Below are 24432 nucleotides of genomic sequence, written 5' to 3'. Positions count from 1 at the left end.
CGATCGCAGTCGGCGCTCCTGACAGTGCAGTACGGTGATTGTCCATTGTTCCGCGGTTGCGAATACCGCGCATTCCGGGGACCACGATCACGGCCGCGGCCGAACGATTTGCGCCCTGTCGCCGCTACGGCCGCGTCTCGCCGCGATGATTCCGATTGCACCTGGGCCCGCCGTCTGCCACATTGGTGTCAATGCGGTGAGTTGTTCACCGCGGTCGATCTGCCCTGGGACGAACATCGCAGGTCGAGACGGCGGCGGCGCAATGGGCCGGCGAGCGCCGTCGTCGGCCGGACATCGAGGTGGACATGACCATCGCCGAAGACGACAGGATGCGCATCGAATACCGGACGCCGGTCATACGCCTGTGGGGTCGGCTCGTCCTCCCATTGCAGGGCGACATCACCGACGACGCCGCCGCGGCGCTCGTCGACGACGTCCTGGCGACGATCCGCGACAGCGCGGCGGTCGGGCTCGTCATCGACGTCACCGGCCTGTGGACGATCGACAGCCACCTCTGCCACGTCGTCGCCGGCCTGGCCGCCACGGCGCGGCTGATGGGCACGCCCACGGTCCTCTGCGGCATGAGCGGCTCGATCGCCATCACCCTGCAGACCATGGGCATCGACTTCCGCCTGCTGCGCACCGCCCTGACCCTCGAGGACGCGCTCGAGCTCCTCGGGGTCGAGCCCCGGCTGCACGACCTCGACTTCGAAGCGCTCGCTCCCCCCCTGTCCGAATCAGGAGAACCTAGCCATGGACACTCACCCCCATCGCCTCATCGAGACACCAACGCTTGAAGTATGCGGCCTCGAATACCGCTGGGACCTCGAACGCGGCAGCTTCACGATCGCTGACGTACCCAGCGTCGCCTTCTTCCGCGACTCCTCCCTCGCGCGCCTCCTTATCGGGTTCTTGACCACCCTGGGGCCGCATCGATTCTCGCTGATGATGCTGGCCGAGGGCCAGCGCAGCATCGACGACGATTGGGGGATCATCGCCGCGCAACCCAGCTTCGAGGCCGGTTTCGCCCAGCTCGCCAAGTACGCATATTCGGCGGGCTGGGGCCGGTGGGAGCTCGTCGCGCTCGACCGCGAGGCGCGGAGAGCGACGTTCCGTATCCACAACGGCTGGGAGGGCGCGATCCAGCGGACCACCTCCCTCAACTACGGCATCGGCCTGGTCGCCGGCAAGTTCACCGGCTTCTGCCAGAAGCTGTTCGGCTGCACCTGCTGGCCGCGGCAGACGCGGTTCATCGCCGACGGCGACCCCCACGACGAGCTCGTCGTCGAGCCGTCGCCGCGCACCGTGTCCGACGAACTCGCCGCCCTCGCCGACGCCGGCCTGGCGACCAACGCCGACCTGCACCGCCTCCTCGCCGACCTCAAGGCCAGCGCGAGCGCTCGCGAGCGCGCGCTCGCCGAGCGCGACCGCATGCTCACCGAGCTGCAGGACAAGCTCGACATCATCGCCCAGCAGCGAGTCGCCATCGTCGCCCTGTCGACCCCGATCGTCCAGCTGTGGGACGAGGTGCTGGCCGTCCCGCTGGTCGGGGGCATCGACGCCGAGCGGGCCAGTCGACTGATGGAGAAGCTGCTCGCCACCATCATCGACACCAAGTCGCGCTTCGCCATCCTCGACGTCACCGGCGTCGAGGCCATCGACGCCGCCACCGCCGACAATTTCGTCCGCATCATCCGCGCCGTCCAGCTGCTCGGCGCCCACGGCGTGCTGTCGGGCATCGTCCCTGCGGTCGCGCAGACGCTGGTCGACCTCGGCATCGATCTGTCAGGGATCCGCACCTTCGCCAACCTGCGCGAGGCCCTCAAGTCCTGCCTCGCCGAGCCCGTGAGGAGCCGCCGCCATGCTTGACCTCCACCGCCGCTTCTTCAGCCTCAGCGACGAGCTCCTGTGCACCGCCGACAACAACGGCTTCTTCGTCGAGCTCAACCCCGCGTGGGAGCGCGTCCTCGGCTGGACGCTCGACGAGCTGCGCAGCGCCCCGTTCATCGAGTTCGTCGACCCCGCCGACCGCGAGGCCACCCTGGCCGCGACCGCGCGCCTGGCCGGCGGCAGCGACATCGTCCGCTTCGAGAACCGCTACCGCAAGAAGGACGGCTCCTACGTCTCGCTCGAGTGGGCCTCCCTGGCCCCGCACGGCCCCGGCGAGCCGATCTGCGCCGTCGCCCGGCCGATCGTCGCCGCCGACGCCGCCGACGCCGTCGACGCCAGGCTCGGCGAGATCCGGCGCGAGGCCCTGATCGCCGCGGTGTCGACTCCGATCATTCAGGTGTGGGACGACATCCTCACCATGCCGGTCGTCGGCCTCGTCGACAGCGTCCGCGCGGCCGACATGAAGACCGCCCTCCTGGCCGCCGTGTCGCGCACCGGCGCCAAGTTCGCGATCGTCGACCTCACCGGCGTCGACATCGTCGACACCGCGACCGCCGACCACCTGCTCCGGGTCATGCGCGCCGTCCACCTCCTGGGGGCCCGCTGCGTGATCACCGGGATCCAGCCCTCGGTCGCCCAGATCATCGTCAGCCTCGGGCTCGGCCTCCCCGGCGTCGTCACCCTCCGCAGCCTGCGCGAGGGCCTGCGCTTCTGCCTGCGCGACCTCGGCTACGCCGTCCGCCAGGAGCGCGCGACCGCTTCTGGATGACCGAACGGACATGCTCCAAGGAGCATGTCCACAATCACCGCGCCGGCCGCCGCGCCGCGAGCTCGGGCGCGAGGCCGCCGACCTCGCGCCGCGAGCGTCGTCGACCGCGTGGAGACACTGTGCCCGAGGTCATCATCGATCATTGCCGCGCCGGCGGCACCCGCTAGGTTGTCTCCCGCAGGGAATCACTCGCATGGCGACAAGACTCATGTTCGGTCCATTCATGGGACTGGCGATCGCGGTGCCGTTCGTCGACTGCGTCCACATCGACGTCGGCGACGAGGACGAAGAAGAGGAGTACCGCTGGATCTGCCCGCCAGACCACGACTTCGATATCCGCACGCACTCCCCACCCGCGTGACCAGCACGCGCTCGGAAGGGGCCGGCCCTGCGAGAGACCGGTCCCTTCCGAGTCCCCTGCGCAGCTCCTGCCCGGCCTGACGCGGCGTCCGCACAGCGAGACGCGCGCCCTCGCTCGCCGCCGTCGCGCGCGCCGGATCGGCTATCTTCGTCGCGTGCCCCACGAACCCCGGGTCCGCCGCTCCGCCTGCGCGCTCGTCCTCGCCGCGAGCGCGCTCGCCTGCCCGGCCCCGCACGACGGCCCCGCCGGCTGCCCCGCGCCGCTCGCCGCGTCGATGGACCTCGCCGTGCTCGAGCAGCACCTGCTCGCCCTCGCCGACCTCGGCCAGCAGCACGCGGGCACCCGCGCCGCCGGCTCGCCCGGCTTCTCCGCCTCCGCGGACTACGTCGCCGGGCAACTCGCCGCCGCCGGCCTCGACGTCCGGCGCGAGTCGTTCACCTTCGACGACTTCGAGCTGCTCGCCCCGCCGCGCCTGCTGCAGGCGAGCCCGACCGCGCGCGAGTACGTCGCCGGCGTCGACTTCCGCGTCGCCCTCTTCTCCGCCAGCGGCGACATCGCCGGCCCGGTGATCCCCGTCGACCTGTCCTTCGGGCCAGATAACGAATCCTCCAGCGCCTGCGCCCTCGAGGACTTCGCCGGCTTCTTCCCCGGCAGCATCGCCCTCGTGCAGCGCGGCGGCTGCACCCACCAGCGGAAGGTCGACAACGCCGTCCTCGCCGGCGCCGCCGCGGTCGTCTACTTCAACCAGGGCGACATCCCCGAGCGCCTGCCGCTGTTCGCCCCGCGCCTGGCGCGGAGCACCATCCCGGTCGTCGCCCTCCCGTACGCGCTCGGCGAGGCGCTCGCCCGGCAGAGCGGCCTGCAGCTGCACCTCGTCGTCGACGGCGCCGCCGTCGTGCGCGAGACCGTCAACGTGATCGCCGACACCCCGCCGACCGCCAGCGGCCGGATCGTCATGCTCGGCGCGCACCTCGACTCCGTGCTCGCCGGCCCCGGCGTCAACGACAACGGCTCCGGCGTCGCCGCCCTGCTCGGCATCGCCGGCGCCCTGCCGCGCTGCGAGCTGCGGCATCAGGTCCGCTTCGCCTTCTGGGGCGCCGAGGAGCTCGGCCTGCTCGGCTCGACCTTCCACGTCGAGTCGCTGACCGCCGCCGAGCGGGCCCGGCTCGCGCTCTACCTCAACCTCGACATGATCGCCTCGCCCAACCCCGTCCGCTTCATCTACGACGGCGACGGCTCGGCCTGGAAGCAGGCCGGCCCCGCCGGCTCCGCCGCGATCGAGGCCGCGTTCACCGACTACTTCGCCGGCCTCGCCGTCCCCACCCGCGAGACCCCCTTCGACGGCCGCTCCGACTACTGGGCCTTCATCCGCCGCGACATCGCCGCCGGCGGCCTCTTCACCGGCGCCGAGGCCCGCAAGAGCGCCCACGAGGCCGCGCTGTTCGGCGGCGAGGCCGAGGTCGCCTACGACCCCTGCTACCACGCCGCCTGCGACGACCGCGACAACTACAGCCGCGACGCGCTGCTCGAGAACACCCGCGCCACCGCGCACGTGCTCGAGGCCTTCGCCCTGAACGACCCGCCGCTGCCGCCCTCCGACACCGACGCGCCCGCCCCCCGCGCCGCCCGCGACGCGCACCCGCCCGAGCACTGCGACGATCGCCGCTGACACCATCGGGGCCGTCGTCGTCGCACCGGGTCGTGCGCACGACGAGCCGTCTCCCCGCCTCGTCACCATCGCCCCGTGATCGATCTGCGTCGTCACGATTGTGATGACCGTCGCACTGTCGACATCGGCGCACCTCGACGAGCTCTGCGAGAGTGACGCCTGTCGCACCGCGATCGCCACGCTGCACGATCGCCGACGTCGGCGCGCGAGCGCTGCGATGCGCACGCCGATCGGCGTTGAAGACCTCGTCTCGCCCACCGCCTCGCAGGCGTTCGCCGGGCGCGGCGCGCCGCGCAGGGGCTGGCGCCGGCTCCGCAGCGCTCGCGCCGATCGTCGGCGACGCCTCCGCGTGCGGCGCTGTCTACCGGCGGCGAGGGCGTCGACGACGGGTGCTACGTTGGGCTGACATGCGCGAGCCCGCCGCTCTCCTCTCCGATCCCGCGCGCCGGATCGTCGACGCGCTCGCCGCTCTCGCCGCCCTCGAGGTCGTCGTCGCGGCCCCGCCGCACGGCGCGATCGTGGCCGCCACCCGCTCCGCCGCCGTGCTGCTCGCGCCGTTCTCCGACGACCCGCGGCGCCACCCGCTCGCGCGCAGCCTCGCCGGCGCCGTCGTCGACGAGGACCTGCGTCACACCGCCGCCGGCGGCGCCGTCACCCACGTGCACGTGCGCGCTGTCCCCGTGCGCGACGGCGGCGGAGCCGTCATCGCCGCCGTCGCCGTCCTCACCGACGTCGCTGCCGAGCGCCGCCGGCGCGACGCCGCCGGCTTGCTCGCCGACGCCGGCCACGTCCTGCTCGAGTCTCTCGACGGCGACCACCTGCTGCAGCTCGGCGCCGACCTCCTCGTCCCGCGGCTCGGCGACGTCTGCCTCGTCTCGACCGTCGCGGGCGAGGACGACCTGCGACTTCGCGCCCTCGCCCTCGCCGACCCGACCGCCCTCGCCGGCGAGCGTCCGCTCCACGACGTCTTCCCGCTCCTCGACCGCGCGTGGGATGTCCTTCAGGACAGCCGCCCCGTCCTCGTCGGCGACCTCGGTTCCGCGCTCGCCGCGGCGCCCGCCGCCGTCCGCGGGCTCGGCCTGCGCGCCGGCCTGCTCGCGCCGCTGATCGCCCGCGGGCGCGCCCTCGGCGTGCTGCGCCTGCTGGCCGCCCGTCGCCTCGACGACCGCGACCTCGAGCTCGTCGCCGCGATCGCCGGGCGCATGGCCCTCGCCCTCGACAACGCCCGCCAGCACGCCGAGGCCCTGCGGGCCAGCCAGGCCCGCGAGGACGTGCTCACCGTCGTCTCGCACGACCTCCGCAACCCGCTCAGCGCCATCACCCTCGGCGCCACCGTGCTCGTCAAGAAGATCCGCGACGCCGAGGAGAACGTCGCCATCATCCAGCGCAGCGCCGCCCGCATCGAGCGCCTCACCGAGAACCTGCTCGACCTCGCCGGCGCCCAGGCCGGCCAGACCACCGTCCTCGAGCGCGAGATCGCCGACGCCCGCGAGCTCGTCGACGAGGCGCTCGCGCTGCAGCGGCCGCTCGCCGACAAGAAGGGCGTCAAGCTCGTCGTCGACCTGCAGTTCGCCGAGGCCCCGCTGTTCTGCGACCCGCTCCGGATCGCCCAGTTGTTCGGCAACCTCCTCGACAACGCCATCAAGTTCAGCGCCTCCGGTCAGGACGTGCTCGTCACCGGCGCCGTCGTCGATCACGAGCTGCGCTTCGCCGTCGCCGACCACGGCCCCGGCATCGACGAGGCCGACCTCCCGCACGTGTTCGAGCCGTTCTGGTCGGCGACGCGCGGCGGCAAGAAGGGCCTCGGCCTCGGCCTCTCGATCGCCCGCAGCATCGTCGACGCCCACGGCGGCCGCATGTGGGTCGACAGCGACCCCGCCGCCGGCACCGTGTTCTCGTTCACCCTCCCGCTCGCCCGCTGATTCGTTCCATCGGACATGTCCCCACGGACATGTTCTTCGTGGCCGCCGGCCACGACCGGAACCGCCCACCACACCGCGCGCTCGCCGCTGGTGTCGCGCAGGAAGGTCGTGGCGATCCCCTCGCACACGATCGCCACGGCCAGGGCTGGCCGACCCACGCATATCGTCGCACGGTCCTCGCATCGGCCTCCGCGCCGCGGCCGACGCCGGCACGTGACATGACCGTAAGGACATCCGCGCGACCGCTCGCCGCCGCTGCGCGGCAGGCCCGGCGATCCACCGACCTCGCGGCGTTGCGAGGCCGGCCACACCTTTCGCCCGCGTACGCTCGCTCGTCGCGCCCGACCGGCGATTCGCGCCACGCGCTGCGAGTCAGCGCCGCTCGTCCCAGCGGGCTCGACCGCGATTCGTAGCACCACGGCCGCCCTCGCCAGGCCGCCGGCTCGCGCGCATTCGGAATCGTGGCAAGCATGAAACGTGGCTGCCGCGAATCACCACGTCAGCGGCCCGGTCCGCCGCGGTTAGCATGCGAGGCAGCGATGTTGCATCACACCCCCCTGCTCGACACCATCGCCGCCGGCCTCGTCTTCGCGTTCGCGCTCGGTGCCCTGGCCGCGCGCGTGCGGCTGTCCCCGCTGGTCGGCTATTTGGCCGCGGGCGTCGTCGTCGGCCCGCACACCCCGGGCATCCTCGCCGACCAGGCGCTGGCCACCCAGCTGTCCGAGATCGGCGTCATCTTGCTGATGTTCGGCGTCGGCCTCCACTTCTCGCTGCGCGACCTGCTCGACGTGAAGTCGATCGCGATCCCCGGCGCCGTGGCCCAGATCGTCCTCGCCACCGGCCTCGGCGCCGGCCTCGCGTGGCTGCTCGACTGGCCGCTGAGCGCCGGCCTCATGTTCGGCCTGGCGCTGTCGGTCGCCAGCACCGTCGTCCTCCTGCGCGCGCTCGAGGACCGGCGCCTGCTCGACAGCCCGCGCGGCAGGATCGCCGTCGGCTGGCTCATCGTCGAGGACATCGCCATGGTGCTCGCGCTCGTGCTCGTGCCCGCCATGGCCGGCGCGCCCGCCGAGGACGGCAGCGTCCCGAGCAACGTGTGGCTCTCGCTCGTGCTCACCGTCCTCAAGGTCTCCGGCTTCGTCGCCATCATGCTCCTCGTCGGCCGGCGCGTGATCCCCTGGATGCTCGAGCGGATCGCCGGCACCGGCTCGCGCGAGCTGTTCACCCTGTGCGTCCTCACCATCGCCCTCGGCGTGGCCCTCGGCGCGGCCCTGTTGTTCGACGTCTCGTTCGCCCTCGGCGCCTTCTTCGCCGGCATGCTCCTCGCGGACTCCCAGTTCAGCCACAAGGCCGCCAGCGACTCGCTGCCGCTGCGCGACGCCTTCGCCGTGCTGTTCTTCGTCTCGGTCGGCATGCTGTTCGACCCGCACATCCTGTTCGAGCACCCGCTGCCCGTGCTCGCCACCTTCGTCATCATCGTCATCGGCAAGTCGGTGGCCGCCCTGGCGCTCGTGCTCGCGTTCCGCCACCCGCTCTCGACCGCGCTGACGATCTCCGTCAGCCTGGCGCAGATCGGCGAGTTCTCGTTCATCCTCGCCGGCCTCGGCCTCGAGCTCGGCCTCCTGCCGGAGATGGGCCGCGACCTCATCCTCGCCGGCGCGATCCTCTCGATCATCTGCAACCCGCTGCTGTTCGCCGCCCTCGACCGCTGGTCGCGGCACCACGACACCGGCGACGGCGAGAAGCGGGCGATCGTCGCCTCCGGCCCGCCCGCGCCCGCCGGCCTGTACGTGCTCGTCATCGGCTACGGCCGGGTCGGCAGCGCGATCGCCCAGATCTTGCGCGAGCGCGCCGTCCCGCTGCTCGTCCTCGACAACGACCCCGACCTCGTCGACCGCGCCCAGGCGCAGGGCATCCCGGCGATCTGCGGCAACGCGGCCAACCCCCGCGTGCTCGCCGAGACCAACCCCGCCCAGGTCCGCCTGGCCCTCCTCGCCATCCCGCAGCCGCTCGAGGCCGGCGAGATCGTCGCCCGCCTGCGCGAGGCCAAGCCCGACATGACGATCATCGCCCGCGGCCACTCCGACGCCGAGGTCCAGCACCTCCTGCAGCACGGGGCCGACGGCGCCGTGATGGCCGAGCGCGTCATGGCCCTGCGCATGGCCGAGATGGCCACCCACTCGCTCGCCTACCACGATCGCCTCGCCGCCGCCGCCGCCGTCAGCCAGGCCGCGCCGCCGTGATGCGGTCCGCGCGGTGCCATCGACCGTCGTCAGCGCCTTGCCGTTGCCCGCCTGCCCGTTCGGAGCGGAGCGACGCCTGTCGCGGCGACAACTGACGCTCGCGCCCGGTGAACCGTGCCGCTGCCCACCGGGCCCGGCGACCCGTGCGCCTCCGGCCGCTGCGATCGAAAGACCCCCCGCCGCATCGGCACCTGTCGCGCGACAACCGACGCCGGCCGCGGCATGCTCCTCGCGTGCAGCTCCGCCCGTTCCTCGCCCTCGCCGCCGTGCTCGCCTGCGGCGCGCCGTCTGCCCCGCAGGACAGCTCCAGGACCCCCCCGGAAGGCCCCACCGCTCCTGTCCCCACGGACAGCTCACATGTCCGTGCGGACACCTCCAACCCGCCTGTCCCTGCAGACAGCTCGCCTGACCCCAAGGACAGCCCCCCGGCCCGCGCCTTGCCCGTGCAGGACGGGGCCGACGCGCCGACCGGCCCGCTGGTCGTCACCCACGCCGGCGTCGGCACCGCGCTGGCCGACGCCGACGGGGCCGAGCGGGCCGCCGCCGCCGGGCGCGACGTCCTCGCCTCGGGCGGCGACGCCCTCGACGCCGCCATCGCCGCCGCCGTCGTGCTCGAGGACGACCCGCGCTACAACGCCGGCACCGGCGCCAACATCCGCCTCGACGGCCGCACGATCCAGCTCGACGCCGCGCTCATGACCGACGACGGGCGCTTCGCCGCGGTCGCCGCGATCGAGCGGGTCAAGAACCCGATCCGCGCCGCACGCCTGGTCCTCGACTCGCCGCACGTCCTGCTCGTGGGCGAGGGCGCGACCCGCTTCGCCCACAAGCTCGGCCTGCCCGACGAGGTCCCGCGCTCCTCCCAGGCCGAGGCCAAGTACCGCGCCCGCATGCAGCGCCTGCGCGAGCTCGTCGAGGCCCCCGGCACCGCCGAGCCCGACTGGCGCCTCTACTGGAACTACCCCGGCGAGATGCCGCCCGACATGGTCGCCTGGCGCCACGGCGGCGACACCGTCGGCGCCGTCGCCCGCACCGCCGACCAGCGCTTCGCCGCCACCCTCTCCACCGGCGGCACCTCCGTGACGCTGTACGGCCGCGTCGGCGACGTCCCGATCTACGGCGCCGGCCTGTTCGCCGGCCCCGCGGGCGCGGTCGCCTGCACCGGCCACGGCGAGGAGATCATCCGCGAGGCACTGGCCCGCACCGTCTACCAGGCGCTCGCCGCCGGCACCCCCGCGCGCGAGGCCGTCCGCCGGGCCGCGGCCGCGTTCGATCCGCGCTGGGACGTCGGCCTCATCGCCGTCGACCGCGGCGGCTGGGGCGTCGCCGCCACCCAGCCCATGGCCTCCGGCCACGCGTCCTGACCGTCGCATCGGACATGTCCCCGCGAGCATGTCCCGACAGGCATGCCCCCACGAGCATGCACCTTCGGACACCCGCGCCGCCCCGCCCTACGGAGCCACGAGCGCCCCGCAGCGGGCGCGGTAGCGCGGCAGCTCGTCGGCGTCGCCGTCCGTGAACTTGTCGACGATCGCGCCGCTGCCGGTCCCGCGGGCCAGCGACAGCCGGTGCACCTCGCCGGCCCGGAAGTGGCGCACCCGCTCGCCCTTGCCGCCGCCGCACAGCGGCAGGCCCAGCTCCGGGCACATGTGGGCGACGTAGAGGTCGCGCTCGTCGTACGTGCCGGCGAGCACCCGCTTCACCGCGTAGCGCATCACCACCACGAACTTGCTCTTGCCGCAGTGCGGCGCGCTGCGGGCCTCGACCAGCTCCGCCTCGACCTCGAGCTGCCCCGACGGCTCGCGCAGCCCTGACGGATCGCCGCCGTCGACGTCGTCGAGCGACTCGTCGACCTCGCCGACCGCCACCGCCGCGTCGGACTCGGGTGCGATCACGGCCGGCACCATCCCCGCCGACGACTCGAGCACCGGCATCGACATCCAGCACCCGGTCGAACCGACCAGGCTCGCCAGCACGAGGCTCACGGCGCGCGCGGGGATCACGGACCCATTCATAGCGCCTTTTTCCCGCCTGCACAGCACGCGACAGCGGCGCCGGCCGACGCCCCTTCGCCGGTGCGAGCCACACACACCGGTGCGATCGGCCGATCGCGCCGGCGGCCTCGGCCCGCCATGACCGGCCGCCAGCCCCGCCTCGCCAGCAAGGACCTCCAGTCGGCCATCGCCGACGCCGGCGCCCCGAGCTGGCTCCGGCATGTTCGAATCATCGCGCGCGTAGAACGTGTTTCGTCGACCCCACATCGCACCGACGCTCCCGCCCCTCGCCGATCTCGCTCGCACGGAGAGGGTCACTGCATACGCCGGAACTCGGGTTCATTCGCCCGCCCGCGGCCGCAGCCGCTCACTGGGGAATGATCATCACGTCGTTGATCGGCCGGATCGCCGCGCCCGCCGGGTACGCGTACGACACGTTCAGCGTGTAGAACGCCGAATCCTTCGAGCCCCAGCCCCACACCGTGACCCCGATCGGCCCCGTGCTCGCGATCTCGTGGCGCCCGTTCGAGCAGTTGCCGACGTCTTCGAAGTCGCCGGTCACCAGGTCGACGCGGGTGTACTCGTGCTCGTCGTCGACCATCGCCCAGCCGTCGAGCTTGCCGGCGCAGCCGAGCGTCACGTCGGCGTAGGCGCCGTCCTGCTTGCGCCGCACCACCACCAGGCTGGTCTCCGAGTACGTCGGGTCGGTGAAGAAGATGTAGCGATCGAGGTACTGCTCCGACGGGATCACGTTGACCCACTCGGGGTCGCCGCGGTTGTCGTGCAGCTGCCCGCCCGTCATGTAGCCGGCCAGGTAGAACGGGTGCGCGCTGTCCTGGCTGCGCACCGTGAACGGCCCCGCCGCCGTGAATTCAGCCACCTGTCCGAAAGACAAGGTGTCGGGCGCCCCGGCCGGCTTGGCCGGCTGCCACGACAGCGAGGTGCCGTCGACCGTGCCGACCAGCCGCCACGGCGGCGTCTCCTCGCCCATCCCGTCGACCCGGTTCTTGTAGCGGACCGCCACGTACGCGCTGCCGAGCGCCTTGATCGGCGGGATCTGCTGGTGCGCCCCGTCGCAGTACGACGCGTTCACCGGCACGTTGAAGCAGCTCGCCCCGCCGAACACCCCCACCGGCTTGTTGGCCTGCAGCGGCGAGCCCGTCAGCTCGGCCGACTGCGCGAACTGGATCGTCTCGCCGCGGGCCAGGTTGTACTTGATCGGCACCCCTGCCGCGCCCGCGGCCACCCCCGGGCCGCCGTCGATCGCCACCTTCGGATCGATGGTCACCTCGGTCCCGTCCTCGCCGGCCACGACCGCCCACAGCGGCCGCGCCGCCGGCACCGCCACGCTCTGGGCATAGGCGTTGACGACCACGTAGTTGGTGTCCCACACGCTCGTCGGCAGCATCAGCGTCGCCGACGTGATCGCCACCGAGCCGCCGCCGTACGGCAGCATTTGATAGGCCGCGACCGGCCGGTCGGTCGCGATCCGGAACGCCATCCCGCGCCCGGTCCCGGCCACCTCGGTCTCGCTCGCCACGCCCGCGGGCGCCGGGCAGTCCGGGTTGTCACCTGGCCCTCGGGACAGGAACACGAGCGCGACCTGTCCGACCGGCAGACCGGCCACCGGGTCGTACGGCGCGTAGCCGATGTTGTCGCCCTGGCCCTCGGGGATCCGCGTGAACCCGGCCACGTCGAGGCTCTGCCCGTCGTACTCGACCTCGATGTGCACCGGCTCGTCCCACGTGTTGGCGACGAAGGCCGCGAAGCACCCGCCCGTCTTGGTCGTCTGCGTCTTCACCGCCCAGAACTCGCAGCCCTCGCTGCCCTGCAGCAGCGCCGCCGCCTCGCACGGCGACAGCGGCGCGCACGCGCCGTCGATGCAGTACGCGCCGTCCTCGCACATCGACACCGGCTGCCCCTCGCACTCGAGGCCCTTGAGGTCGGCCGAGCACTCGAGCGGCACGCCGCACGGCTCCCCCGTGGTCGGCTCGCCCGTCGTCGAGTCCGGCGTCGGCCCCGTCGTCGGCACCGCCTCGGTCGTCCCCATCGTCGCCGACGCGCTCCCGCCCTCCGTCTCGCTGCCGGCCGCCGTCTCCGTGCCCGTCGGCGTCACGGTCGACATCCCCGTCGTGTCGGTCGTCGCCTGCGTCCCCGGGTTCACCTGCGTGGCGCTGCCGTCACGGCTGTCGGAGCCCTCTCCGCCGGCGCACGCGGCCACCGCTCCGGCGACGAGGGTCACGATGGAAAGCCTATGGATCCTGCGCATCGTGGCCCCGAGTATGACACGGAGCACCCGCGCATGAGCGCGCGAGCGCGACCTCGACGCCCCGCCGGTCGCGCGCGACCCGCTCGCCCCGACCTCCGCGATCCTGCCTGCGCCGCGCCCGCGTGCGCGCAGATCCGGGCGACCGCGATCGATCGTGACACCGCCTCCATCTCCTCGCCATGAATTCATGGCTGCTCGCCGCCTCGCTCGTCGCGCCGATCGCCGGCCTCACCACCCCGATCGACGGCCGTGACGACCCTCTCGCAGTCTCATGATATGTCTCAAAAGACATATCATGCCAGGCCGCCGCTGTCGCCACATTTCGCCCCCGTCATCCCCCGAATGCAGAAGGGGTCTCCAGCCCCCGGTATCACGGGTTGCGGTTCCCGCCCGTCCCCGTGATACCGTGGGCGTCCATGCCGCTCGCGCCCAGCCTTCGCCTCGCGGTCCTCGCCGCGCTGTCCCTCGCCTCCACCGCCGCCCGCGGCGACGGGCCGCACGACCTGCCCGCCGACGTCTGCGAGCTCGCAATCCCGCCGGACGTCGGCGAGCACCCCGCGCCGGTCGATTGCGGCGAGAGCAAGGACACCGGCTACATGAGCGGCAACCCGTTCGAGATCACCGTCGTCCACATCGACGGGCTCCCGGTCGAGAAGAGCACCGCCAACGCCTACTGGGTCATGCGCGAGGCGGCGGCCGCCGCCGGCGTCGACATGCACATCAACAGCGGCTTCCGCACCATGCAGGAGCAGGAGTACTTCTGGATGTGCTATCAGACCTGCAACTGCAACAATTGCAACCAGGCGGCCTCGCCCGGCTATTCGAATCACCAGAGCGGCCACGCCCTCGACATCAACACCGCCACGCCCGGTGTGTACAATTGGCTGGCGGCCAACGGCGGCGCCTACGGGTTCACCGAGACCGTCCAGGGCGAGCCGTGGCACTGGGAGTGGTGGGGCGGCGGCCCGGGCGGCGGGATCTGCGACATCAGCCTGCCGCCGCAGGGCTACCTCGACACCGTCGATTGCGACCGGGTGTGGGGCTGGGCCCAGGACCCCGACGCGCCCGACGCCGCGATCGACGTCCACGTCTACTTCAACGGCCCCGCCGGCGACCCCAACGCCGTCGGCAAGCCCGTCACCGCCAACCAGCATCGCGACGATCTGTGCATGGTCATCGGCTCGTGCGCCCACGGCTACTCGCTCGGGATCCCCAACAGCCTGCGCGACAACGCCAGCCACCCGGTCCACGTCTACGGCATCGACATCGAGGGCCAGAACAACCCGCAGCTGGCCCAGAGCCCGCTCGCCTTCACCTGCCCTCCGCCCGAGCTGCCCGGCGTGCGCCGGCACGTCACCAACCCCGACGTCCTCACCGCGTGGAAGTTCGACCTGTTCTGGCAGCTCGTCAACGTCGACGAGCCCGCCCTGCTCGCCATCCCCCAGTGGGACGCCATCGACCCCGCGCCGCAGATGATCCGCGCCGACGACGGCACCCCCGAGGTCTGGCTCAAGGACGGCCCCGGCCGTCGCCACATCCCGAACCCCGAGGTCGCCGCCAATTGGGGCTTCGACCTCGGCACCGTCGTCACGCTCCCGGCCGCCGAGGTCTACGCCCTGCCGATCGGCACCCCGGTGTGGGACGCCCCGCTGCTGGTGAAGGGCCCCGGCCCCGAGGTCTACCAGCTCGACGATCGCCAGTGCTGGCCCGACAGCCTCGACCCCGAGTGCCAGCTTGACGAGACCACCGGCGGCGATCCGACCGGCGGCCCCGCGCCGACCACCAGCGACGGCGACCCCGAGCCGACCACCGGCTCGGACGGCGACTCGAGCACCGGCACGACCTCGACCGACCCGGGCAACACCGCCGGCAACACCGCCGGTGGCACCGCCGGCGCCGACGCCGGCGACGCGGGCGGCTGCGCGTGCAGCAGCGACGCCGGCGCCCCGGCCTCGACGCTGGCCCTGCTGGCCCTCGGCGCCCTCGCCCGCCGCCGTCGCCGCGATTGATCCTTCCTCTGCGCGAGCGGGCGCGGACCGCTCGCGCTCACCCCCCGAAGCGCCGCAGCGTCTCGCGGGTCCATCCTGGAGCCTGGTCGTTCCGGGGCCGCGCCGCGTCCGGGCGGGCGCGTCCCCGCGCCGCTCCGGCGTCGCCGACGTCCGCCCGCAGCGAAGCAGGGACACGCTAGCCTCACGTCGCCGCATGGCCGACCACCCCGTCTACGTCCCCGAGGACCTCGTCGTCTTCGACGTCCTGAGCACTCCGGTGTGGATCGTCGATCTCGATCGCGGCCATCAATGGTGGGCCAACCTCGCCTGCGTGCCGATGTGGGGCGCCCTCGACCGCGAGCGGCTGCTCGCCGACAGCGCCGCGGGTCCGCGCCCGTCGGAGACCTCGCTGGCCCGCCTCGACGCCCTGCGGCGCCGCTTCGAGCGCGGCGAGCGGGCCGTCGATCGCTGGACCCTCTACCCCGATCACGCCAGACCGTTCGTCGCCGAGTGTCGCCAGCAGGGCATCCGGATCGCCGAGCGTCGCGGCGACCCGGGCCGCCTCGCCATGCTGGTCGAGGCCCGCGTGCTCGGCGAGGGCGAGGCCGATCTCTACGATCGCCGCGGCATCGAGGCCCTGCGCTACCTCGGCGAGCTCGTCTCCCTCTACACCGAGGCGGGCGAGACGCTGATGCGCAACCCTGCCGCCGTGCGCGTGCTCGGCGACAGCGGCCCCGGCGACGCCTTCGCCGCCAGCTTCGCCGACCCCGCCCAGGCTCGCGACGTCCGGCTTCGCCTCGACGCCGGCACGCTGCGCCTCGACGTCGCCGTGCGCACCCGCGACGGCGAGCGCTGGTACGACACCGCCGTTCGCCGCAGCCTCGACCCGATCACCGGCGCCCCGGCGCTGCTCGTCACCCAGACCGACATCAACGAGCGCCGCGCCCACCTCGCCGAGCTCGAGCGCAACCGCCAGCAGCTCGCCGCCCAGGCCGACGAGCTGCGCCGGTGATCCGCGTCGGCGCCCGCGTGCTCGCCCTGCCGCTGATCGGCGCCCTCGACCGCGAGCGCGTCGACATCGCCCTCGCGGCCGTGCTCGCCCACACCGGCCGCGCTCGCGTCGACCGCGTCGTCCTCGACCTCACCGGCGCCGCGGCGGCCGACGCCGACGAGGCCGCCGGCGTGCTCCGGATCGTCCGCGTGCTGCGCCTGCAAGGCGTCACCGCCGCGCTCAGCGGCGTCCGCCCCGACCTCGCCCGCGCGATCGTCGGCGCCGGCCTCGACCTGTCCGAAGTGACATGTTATCAAACCGTCGACCACGCGCTCGCGGGCGCACGATGAGCCATGTCCTTCCCGCCATGTCTACGATGACATGTCTTCATCGACATGTCTGAACGTGCATAACGGGCCCCTCAGGGCTCGGCGGGCACGACCCACAGCCCGGCCTCGCCGGCCGCGAGCACCACGTCGAGCGCCCCGTCGGCGTTCACGTCCAGCGCCGCCAGCGCCGCGGGTGTCACGTCGAGCGCCAGCGTCGCGCACCGGCTCAACACCCGCCCGGGCGCGCTGCACAGGACCTCGAGGACAGGCTCCTCGGGCCCGCCGAGGTGGGCGACGATCACGTCGCCGAGCCCGTCGTTGCTCATGTCGCCGGCCAGGAATTCGACCGCGAAGTCTTCGAGCGCCACCTCCGCCCGCGGCCACTCGGCCTGCGCGCCGGCCAGCCACAGCGCGCCCGCGGAGTACGTCGCGAAGTCCCACCACACATCGGCGAACGCGAACAGCAGCTCGTCGGTGCCGTCGCCCTCGAGGTCCGCGAGCTTGAAGTACATCTGCGACGGCAGCGGCTCCTCCGCCGCGACGAAGCTGCCGTCGCCCTGGCCCCACCAGATCCTGGTCTCCTGGGACTCGCCGACGAGGAGGTCGGCGAAGCCGTCGCCGTCGGCGTCGCCGTCGCCTCGCACCCCATTCCAGGCCGACATCGGCTGGATCGCCAGCGGCACGAACAGACCGTCGTCTCCCGCCGCGTACGTGCGCAGCGCGTCGAGCTCCGGCGCCTGGCCGACGATCTCGTCGCGGCCGTCGGCGTCGACGTCCACCACGAAGATCCCGTTCAGCTTCGACACCACCGTGACGATCGGCGCCGCGAACCCACCCATCCCGTCGCCCCGGCTCAGCGCCAGCGTGCGCGCCTCGCCGTCGTGAGCGACGAGGTCGCCGTGGCCGTCGCCGTCGAAGTCGCCGACCTTGAACGCCGGGCCGATCGCCGGCACCGTCCCGGCCTCGAGCCCGCCCTCGCGCTGCAGCCACACGCCCGCCCCGGTCAGCACGTCGCTGCGGCCGTCGCCGTCGAGGTCCGCCGTCGACACGCGTTCGACCGGCGTCGCGTCGATCTGCACCGGCGTCCCCAGGCACACCTCGCCCGGCTCGACGATCCCGTTGCCGCACGTCCCGGGCACCGGCGGCGCGCCCGTCGTCGGCGCCTCGCCGCTGCTCGTCGTCGGCGCGTCCGTCGTCGTGGTCGCCGGCGGCTCGTCCGCGCCGGTGTTCGTCGTCGTCGTCGTACCGCCGCCGTCGGTCTGCTCCGGGACCGTACGCCCGTTGCAGCCGCAGACCAGCGCGAGGAGGTGAACGAGGGCGCAGCGACCACGCATGCCACCGAGCACCGTATCACGTCGCCCCCGCCCCGTCGCTACCCGTCCCGGGACCCGCCTCTCGGCTCACCAGGCCGTGCTGGACCGCGCCGACGCGCGTCTCTTCGAATCGACGCGCTCCCCACCGTCTGGTGAATCCTCCTCGTCCTCCGCTCGGTCACCGAGCCGCGATCGATCGCCGCGGCTCACCGCATTCGCCCACTGCCGCGACCGGCGAAATGCCCGGTCGCAGCGCTGCCACTCGGTCTGCTCCGAGATCTCCTGTGAGCCCGCCGGTCGCCGCGGCCCCCCGCCGAACCGGCGGTGTTCCCGGGCGTCACGGGTGAATGACGTTAAGCGCGCACCGCCCAATCATGCAACATCGATAACGTTCACAATCGCGCAGAAAAGGCGATCGGGGTTGTTCCCGTGATCGTTGGTTCACCGCCGATTGTCGCGGCACACGGGTTGTTCAAGCGGTCATACCTGGCGATTTCGCTCTCAGTGCATTTCGTGTCGCAACCACTTTTAACTCCATGACGATTCACTTTCGGCGTATGGTGCGAGCGACGAGATCGACCCCGCGATCACCACGGCCCCGCCGTGCGTGAGCGACGGACTCGTGGCTGTCGCGTCGACGCCCCTCGAAGCGACCTGCTGCGATGAAACCCGCCACCCGCGCGGCTGGATGCGCGCGCCCAGGAGCTGCCATGACCACCTCAAAGTCTACGCAATGGACCACCTTTCAGACCCCCGCCTGCCAGGTCGACTTCAGCGACAGCAAGCTGCAGGGTCGCATGAACCAGCTGTGGAACACCAACCTCAGCGGATTCACGCGTCAGGGCATCACGGGCAACCCGTGGACCGCCACCAATTCGAGCGATCAGACCTGGTACTTCGACCCGACCACCACCGACACCAGTGAGGGCGGGTACGCCTCGATCACCTGGTCGCCGGTGCCGGGGCGGATCAAATACTACTTCCCGAACATCTCCAACCCCGACATGTGGTCGCTGGCCGATACCGGCTACGACACCAACGGCGTGACCTTCGGCCGGATCTCGGCCGACCCGTGCGACCCCAGCGACACCAGCAAGATCCCCTACGGCCCGTACGGCCCGCGCGGCTGGCAGGACGAGTACTGCGAGTGGAGCATCACCCGCAACGCCGACAACCAGATCGTCCGCATCGACTTCACCTGCGAGAACCCGGAGTACTGGAACACGCTGTGGATGGTCAGCCCGCAGCGAGTCGTCGAGCTGTACCGCGAGACCCTCGACAAGCCGCAGATCGCGCTCGAGGACCTGTACCTGCGCGACGTCAGCGGCGCGCCGGTGATCGACGCCTCGACCGGCCGGCCCGCCTACGACCCGCTCAACAAGTGGAACCGCGGCACCGCCTCGACCGCCAGCGCCGGCGGCGCGATGCATCTGACCAGCACGCCCAACACCCTGCAGACCGAGATCGGCCTCGGCTCGACCGCCACCACCCCGCGCACCAGCGGAAACTCCAACGCGGAGACCCTGATCTGCTGCGCGCAATACGGGCAGATCGGGCGCAACTCCGATCCGCACATCGGCCAGGCCGTCAACCAGACGGTCACCCCGCCCAACCCCGTGGTCCCGTCCGCTCGCGCGACGATCGCCAATCCCCCCGGCCTCTACATCCAGAAGCCCGATTTCGGGATGATCACCGCGCCGCGCGGCATCGACCCCAGCACGTTCTGGACCGTCAAGCGCGGCCGGGAGACCCTGACCGATCCGCAGGGCCGGGAGCTCCCCGGCAACTTCATCCTCCACGCCGTGTTCGAGGTCCCGGCCGAGCTCGGCTTCACGATCTCCGACCTCGAGGTCGAGGGTGTCCCGGTCCAGTGGGCGGCCCAGATCGCCCAGACCTTCAACATGCAGATCGCCGCCATGGCCCTGCCGCAGCAGCCCGGACCGGCCGCGCAGGCCTGCGCCGGCAGCCCGGCCGTGCCGTTCGCCCAGGCGCTGCAGCTGTTCCACACACCTGTCTTCGAGGCCATGCTCGCCACCCCGATCGCCAACCCCGTCGGCCAGCCGATGAACCTCGCCAGCAACAGCACCATGATCGCGCCGCAGATCGAGCCCGGCGCCCAGCGGCGGCCGATGACGCTCGTCGTGACCGGCCTGCTCGACCCGCCCCAGCTGCCCACGATCTCGTTCGGCCCCGGGGTCCACGTATTCGGCGGCACCATGCGCCCGGTGACCTACGCGATCCCCGGCAACACCTACCCTTCGACCAGCTACGCCCTGTCGCTGCTCGTCAGCGTCGACAGCGACGCCGCCCCTGGCCTGCGCGACGTCACGGTCACCAACCCCGGCCAGGCCCCCCAGGCGGCCGTGCCCGCGCTGCTCAACGTCGTCGACCCTGTCGCCAAGGACATGGTTTAGCAGACATGTCTTCAAAGACATTTCTGCTCCTCCTGCTCGGCCCGCTCGCCTGCGGCGCCGGGCAGGAGCCCGCCGAGCCCGTCACCGCCACCAAGGCGGCCGCCAAGGACGGCGCCGCCAAGGACGACGCGACCGCGAAGGACAGCGCCGCCAGGGACGCCGCCACCGAGGACGCCTCTCCCAAGAGCGCGGCCTCGGCCTACCAGTGCGCCGTCCCGCTGCAGCTGAACGGCACCGTGCCCCCCGACATCTACCCGCACAACAACGACCGGGACGCCAACTGCTTCGGCTGGCAGGAGTTCATCGCCCTCAACTGGCCCGTCGCCACCGGCGTCGGCTTCGGCGATCCGGGCGACACGGGCGCGGTCGCCTGGCAGGGCTACATGAGCACCCACCAGCTGTTCCGGCCCGACGGCAGCGCGCCTCCGCCATGGGGCACGCCGCCGGCGATCACCCCGGACTGTCTGGCCGAGGCGGGCCTGACCGCCGCCGCCGCCCGGGCCGCGGTTCCGCTGACCATGTCAACCAAATTCTCGAGCGAGTTCGAGTCCGGCGACGGGCAGCAGGCCGCGCCGCGCAACGCCCCCGCGTGGCTCGGCGACACCCGCGGCAACAACGTCTGGTACGAGGTCCGCGTCGACCAGGACGAGTACGATGCCATCGTCGCCGGCTCCTACTACAACCGCGAGGGCCAGGCCGCCTATTACCGCAGCAACCCGAACACCGCGCTGGCGCTGCCGATCGGCACGTTCCGGCCCTCGTTCGTCGGCGCCCTCGAGCTCAAGGCCGCCTGGATGGAGGTCCCGAACCCGAGCGACGCCCAGTGGAACCGCTACAAGCTGTCGCAGGCGGTCGTCGTCGATCCGAGCACGCAGAAGTGCCAGGCCCTGACCGTCGCGCTGGTCGGCCTGCACATCATTCACAAGACCGAGGCCCAGCCGACCTGGGTGTGGGCCACCTTCGAGCACGTCGACAACGCCCCCAACGACGCCGACGCGGCCGCGACCACCAAGACCTGGAACTTCTACGACCCCGCCTGTCAGCCGCGCACCGTCCAGGTGCCGACCGCGTGCCAGTTCGACAAGCAGGCGAGCGTCAACGTCACTTGCACGCCCAATCAACCGCCGCAGTACTGGATCGGCGACGGCTGCCCGGCGCCGACGCCGATCCAGGTGACCCGCCTGAGCCCGATCGGCAGCGACGCGCAGACCGTCAACGACACCGCGTGGGCGACCATCCGCGCCGCCTACCCGGACTCCGTGTGGCTCAACTACCAGGTCGTCGCCGTGCAGTGGAGCACCAACCCGCCGCAGCAGTCGAGCCAGCCGGCGAGCGTGCCGCAGCTGTTCAACAGCCCATCGCCCGACGCGAACGTCGCCAACACCGTGCTCGAGACCTACGACCAGCGCAGCAAGTGCATCGACTGCCACAAGTACGCCACCATCTCGGGCAGCACCACCCTGCCCTCCGACTTCAGCTTCGCGCTCCAGGACGCGCAGCCGAAGACCACCACCCCGAAGCCGCTCAAGACCGCCGCCGTCAAGGCCGGTCACCGGCCCGCGCGACGGATCGTCGAGTGACGGCGATCATGAGAATGCCGCCCGTCCTCGAACTGTACTGAATCGGGCCCGCGTCGCGCCTTGCATGCGCGGCGCGGGCCTCACCGCCGAGCTCGCCGCGAGGCGGCCGCGAAACAGCGGCCGCTCCGCCGCCGTGCTGTCGCGCATGAAAGGTCAGTCGCGCTCGACGGTCTGCTAAACATGCGGGCATGTCCAGGTCATTCTCCGGTGAGCGCTGCGTCCCGTGGCTCTATTCGCAGGCAGGCGTCCGCGTCGAGGGCGAGCCGAAGGCCGTCGCCCCGGCCGTCGACGAGGTGCGGGCCCGCGTCCCGCGGCGTGCCGCCCTCGGCCTCAAGTTCGGCGGCATGGCCGGCCTGTTCGCCGCCGCGATGGCGCTGATGGCCGGCGCGCGCCCGGCCAAGGCCGACGCGAACGCCCCGCAGACCGCCTCCGTGCGCAGCATCGCCGGCTACACGATCGGCGGCCTCAGCCTCGCCGCCTACGCGGCCGGCCGCCGCCTCGACCGCAGCGCCCCCGCTCTGGCCGTGCTGTGCGCCGCCAAGGGCGCCGAGCTCGACGACCACCAGCTCGCGGCCCTCGCCGGCGACGCGCGCAAGCGCCTGACCGAAGAGTCCTGGCCTGAAGGACATGTGTGGCTGATCTCCGAGGCCCCGCTGTCGCCCGAGCGGCGCGGCCAGGCCGACGCCCTGCGCATCCGCTGCTTCGCCCCGGTGCAGGGCCGGATCGTCGAGGTCTGACCGCCAGCACATGTCCCCGAGGACATCCGGCGCTCAGCAGCCGTCGGCGACGTCGACCAGCATCAGGCTGGCCGCCGGCTCGACCGTCTCCAGCGTCGCGTCCGGGTGGCGCTCGGCGCAGCCGCCCATGACCGTCGCGACGGCGTCCTCGTCCATGTCGAACACGATCGTGTCCGGGTCGGCGTCGACGAAGCGCGAGCCCTCGACCGTGAACACCGCCTGGGGGTTGCCGTGGACCTGCGCCTGCGTGCCCGAGCCGCCGCGGAGGTGCGGGTCGAGGCCGCTGCACTGCTGCAGCGTCGCCTGGCCCCAGATCCGGAAGTTGCGCTTGTTGTCGACCGCGACCGCGCGCAGGAGCGTCGTGTCGGTCGACTTGAGGTCATAGCCGCCGTCGGTGTTGCCGGCCGCGTAGGTGTCCTCGAAGCGGATCGCGTGGTTGTCGCGCTCGGTCGAGAAGCCGTCGGCGTTCCAGTAGCCCGCGACGTCGACCTGCTGGTGGTTCAGCATCACCGCGCGCCGGATCACCACGTCGTGGGCCGCCTCGTACAGCGTCACCCCGGTCGAGAACGACTCGAACGGCTGCGCCTCCGAGTCGCCGAACACGTCCTCGAGCAGCGCGTCGTGCGACTCGTACTGCAGCCGGGCCACCGCGCGCGCGTAGCCGCGGACGGACACGTCCTTGAGCACCAGCCCGGCGATCGACGCGTCGGTGCCGTCGCCCCCCACGAAGTTCTCGAGCAGGCGGTGCACGTTGGTGGCGACGATGTTGTCGAGGCGCAGGCCGGCGATCGGGTCGGCCACGCGCCAGCAGCCGTTGCCCTGGTCGACGAACCCGAGGTTGACGAATTGCAGGTGGTCCGCCCCGCTCGCCAGGCGGAACACGGTCCCGCCGACCGCCCCCTCGGCCACCCACGGGCTCGCGCGCGTGCCGATGAAGCGCGGACGCCCGGGCGAGTGCCAGTCGTCGCCGACCCCGCGCACCACCACCGACGCCTCCGCCGTCCCACCGGCCGTGATCACGAGCTCGCCGCCGATCGGGTAGTCGCCGGCGTGGATCCACACCTCGTCGCCCGGCGCCGACGCGGCGATCAGCGCCGGCAGCTGCCCCAGCCCCGCCGCGTCGGCCAGGCTGTCGCCGCTGCCCGCGCCCTCCGGTGCGATGTGCCGCACCGTCCCCGCCGGCCCGTCGCGCAGCCCGCCGTCCCCGAACAGCTCGAGCGCCGACAGCATCGGCATCTCGCTGCCGGGCACCCGCACCAGCTCGACGTCGAGCCACTCGTCGGCCTCGATCGCGAACGTCACCGCCGCGCCCGCGTCGCCGGCCGTCAGCGCCGACACGTCGATCGGCTCGCCCACCGGCGCGCCGTCGATCCACAGCTGCGTCAGCCGCGTGCTCGCGCCCTGCGACGGCCCCGAGAAATGTAGCCGCAGCTGATACGACCCCGGCTCGACCGGCACGCTGTAGCGCAGCTGTCCGGTCCCGCCTGCCAGCTCGGCCGGCTCGACGCGCCCGCTCGCCAGCACCTCGAGCGGCACGTCGGCGGGCACGCTCGGCCCCGGCACCACCGCGTCGGCGGCGAAGATCTGCGTATCCGGGCTGGCGCGATACGGCGACTCCTCCCCGTCGTCGGCCATGAACTCGCCGACCGCCGGACCGCCGACGTTGATCCGCAGCACCGGCGGCCCGAGCTCCGGCCCACCGGTGGTCGTGTCCGTCGTCGTCGTCGGCGCCGTCGACCCGATCGACGTCTCGCTCGTCCCCGTCGTCGTGGGCTCACCGGTGACGGTCGCCGCGCTGCTGCTCTCGGTCGTGGCGGAGCTCGTCGTCGTCGTCTCGTCGCCGCTCGCCTCGCTCGTCGCCGCCGTGTCCGTCGTCGCTGCCGGCGTCCCGCCGCACGTCGCCAGCACCAACCACCACGCCCTCGCCCCGCGACCTGTCCCGATCATGAAGAACAGGGTTTCCGAC

Annotated in this window: 18 protein-coding genes; 14 read left to right on the top strand and 4 right to left on the bottom strand. The window is 72.5% G+C overall.

All coding sequences use genetic code 11. From position 1 onward, the window contains the following. Positions 1-305: 305 nt before the first annotated feature. From K7C98_RS19645 to K7C98_RS19610, 8 genes are all read left to right on the top strand, one after another. Complete coding sequence (locus K7C98_RS19645; RefSeq protein WP_224193224.1) at positions 306-797, top strand: STAS domain-containing protein; 492 nt, start codon at positions 306-308, stop codon at positions 795-797. After that, complete coding sequence (locus K7C98_RS19640) at positions 754-1869, top strand: STAS domain-containing protein (protein ID WP_224193223.1); 1116 nt, start codon at positions 754-756, stop codon at positions 1867-1869. Before K7C98_RS19645 ends, K7C98_RS19640 begins: the two co-directional genes overlap by 44 nt. Next, positions 1862-2659, top strand: coding sequence for a PAS domain S-box protein (locus K7C98_RS19635; RefSeq protein ID WP_224193222.1), 798 nt, complete (start codon positions 1862-1864; stop codon positions 2657-2659). Before K7C98_RS19640 ends, K7C98_RS19635 begins: the two co-directional genes overlap by 8 nt. Before the next feature lie 193 nt (positions 2660-2852). Beyond that, positions 2853-3020, top strand: a complete 168-nt coding sequence (locus tag K7C98_RS19630; RefSeq protein WP_224193221.1) for a hypothetical protein — start codon at positions 2853-2855, stop codon at positions 3018-3020. A 154-nt stretch (positions 3021-3174) separates the two neighbouring features. Continuing rightward, positions 3175-4689, top strand: coding sequence for a M28 family peptidase (locus K7C98_RS19625; protein WP_224193220.1), 1515 nt, complete (start codon positions 3175-3177; stop codon positions 4687-4689). A 407-nt stretch (positions 4690-5096) separates the two neighbouring features. Further along, positions 5097-6611: a sensor histidine kinase gene (locus tag K7C98_RS19620; protein WP_224193219.1), complete on the top strand. Its 1515-nt coding sequence runs from the start codon at positions 5097-5099 to the stop codon at positions 6609-6611. A gap of 539 nt (positions 6612-7150) precedes the next feature. Next, positions 7151-8851, top strand: a complete 1701-nt coding sequence (gene ybaL / locus K7C98_RS19615; protein WP_224193218.1) for a YbaL family putative K(+) efflux transporter — start codon at positions 7151-7153, stop codon at positions 8849-8851. A 233-nt stretch (positions 8852-9084) separates the two neighbouring features. Beyond that, positions 9085-10215, top strand: a complete 1131-nt coding sequence (locus K7C98_RS19610; protein ID WP_224193217.1) for an isoaspartyl peptidase/L-asparaginase — start codon at positions 9085-9087, stop codon at positions 10213-10215. Between the two features lie 87 nt (positions 10216-10302). Here the strand turns inward: K7C98_RS19610 and K7C98_RS19605 are convergent, their stop codons facing one another. Beyond that, positions 10303-10854, bottom strand: coding sequence for a hypothetical protein (locus K7C98_RS19605; protein WP_224193216.1), 552 nt, complete (start codon positions 10852-10854; stop codon positions 10303-10305). 358 nt (positions 10855-11212) lie between these two features. Next, entirely contained in the window at positions 11213-13087 is a 1875-nt protein-coding gene (locus K7C98_RS44900; RefSeq protein WP_224193215.1) for an IgGFc-binding protein, read from the bottom strand. 443 nt (positions 13088-13530) lie between these two features. On the opposite strand from K7C98_RS44900, the gene K7C98_RS19595 reads away from it, so the two are divergent. From K7C98_RS19595 to K7C98_RS19585, 3 genes are all read left to right on the top strand, one after another. Next, entirely contained in the window at positions 13531-15123 is a 1593-nt protein-coding gene (locus K7C98_RS19595; RefSeq protein ID WP_224193214.1) for a M15 family metallopeptidase, read from the top strand. Between the two features lie 193 nt (positions 15124-15316). Further along, the gene (locus K7C98_RS19590; RefSeq protein WP_224193213.1) at positions 15317-16114 is read left to right on the top strand and encodes a hypothetical protein; all 798 of its coding nucleotides are present in this window, start codon (positions 15317-15319) and stop codon (positions 16112-16114) included. Beyond that, positions 16111-16443, top strand: a complete 333-nt coding sequence (locus tag K7C98_RS19585; protein WP_224193212.1) for an STAS domain-containing protein — start codon at positions 16111-16113, stop codon at positions 16441-16443. The genes K7C98_RS19590 and K7C98_RS19585 overlap by 4 nt, the downstream gene beginning before the upstream one ends. A gap of 71 nt (positions 16444-16514) precedes the next feature. Here K7C98_RS19585 and K7C98_RS19580 read toward each other — a convergent pair whose 3' ends face one another. Continuing rightward, a complete protein-coding gene (locus K7C98_RS19580; RefSeq protein WP_224193211.1) occupies positions 16515-17756 on the bottom strand; it encodes an FG-GAP-like repeat-containing protein in 1242 nt (413 codons plus the stop codon). Positions 17757-18445: 689 nt separating this feature from the next. Between K7C98_RS19580 and K7C98_RS19575 the strand changes: the two genes are divergently transcribed. The 3 genes from K7C98_RS19575 to K7C98_RS19565 all read left to right on the top strand — a co-directional run bounded on the left by K7C98_RS19575 (position 18446) and on the right by K7C98_RS19565 (position 22466). Next, the gene (locus tag K7C98_RS19575) at positions 18446-20149 is read left to right on the top strand and encodes a hypothetical protein (RefSeq protein WP_224193210.1); all 1704 of its coding nucleotides are present in this window, start codon (positions 18446-18448) and stop codon (positions 20147-20149) included. A gap of 5 nt (positions 20150-20154) precedes the next feature. After that, a complete protein-coding gene (locus K7C98_RS19570; RefSeq protein ID WP_224193209.1) occupies positions 20155-21729 on the top strand; it encodes a cytochrome c family protein in 1575 nt (524 codons plus the stop codon). Between the two features lie 188 nt (positions 21730-21917). Continuing rightward, the gene (locus tag K7C98_RS19565; protein WP_224193208.1) at positions 21918-22466 is read left to right on the top strand and encodes a hypothetical protein; all 549 of its coding nucleotides are present in this window, start codon (positions 21918-21920) and stop codon (positions 22464-22466) included. A gap of 33 nt (positions 22467-22499) precedes the next feature. Here K7C98_RS19565 and K7C98_RS19560 read toward each other — a convergent pair whose 3' ends face one another. Continuing rightward, the gene (locus K7C98_RS19560; protein ID WP_224193207.1) at positions 22500-24413 is read right to left on the bottom strand and encodes a hypothetical protein; all 1914 of its coding nucleotides are present in this window, start codon (positions 24411-24413) and stop codon (positions 22500-22502) included. Positions 24414-24432 lie beyond the last annotated feature (19 nt).

It is taken from the genome of Nannocystis pusilla, from assembly GCF_020073745.1.
In the GTDB taxonomy this organism is placed as follows: domain Bacteria; phylum Myxococcota_A; class Polyangia; order Nannocystales; family Nannocystaceae; genus Nannocystis; species Nannocystis radixulma.
Note: the sequence above shows the minus strand (reverse complement) of the source record. Positions and strands in the feature narration are given on the sequence as shown.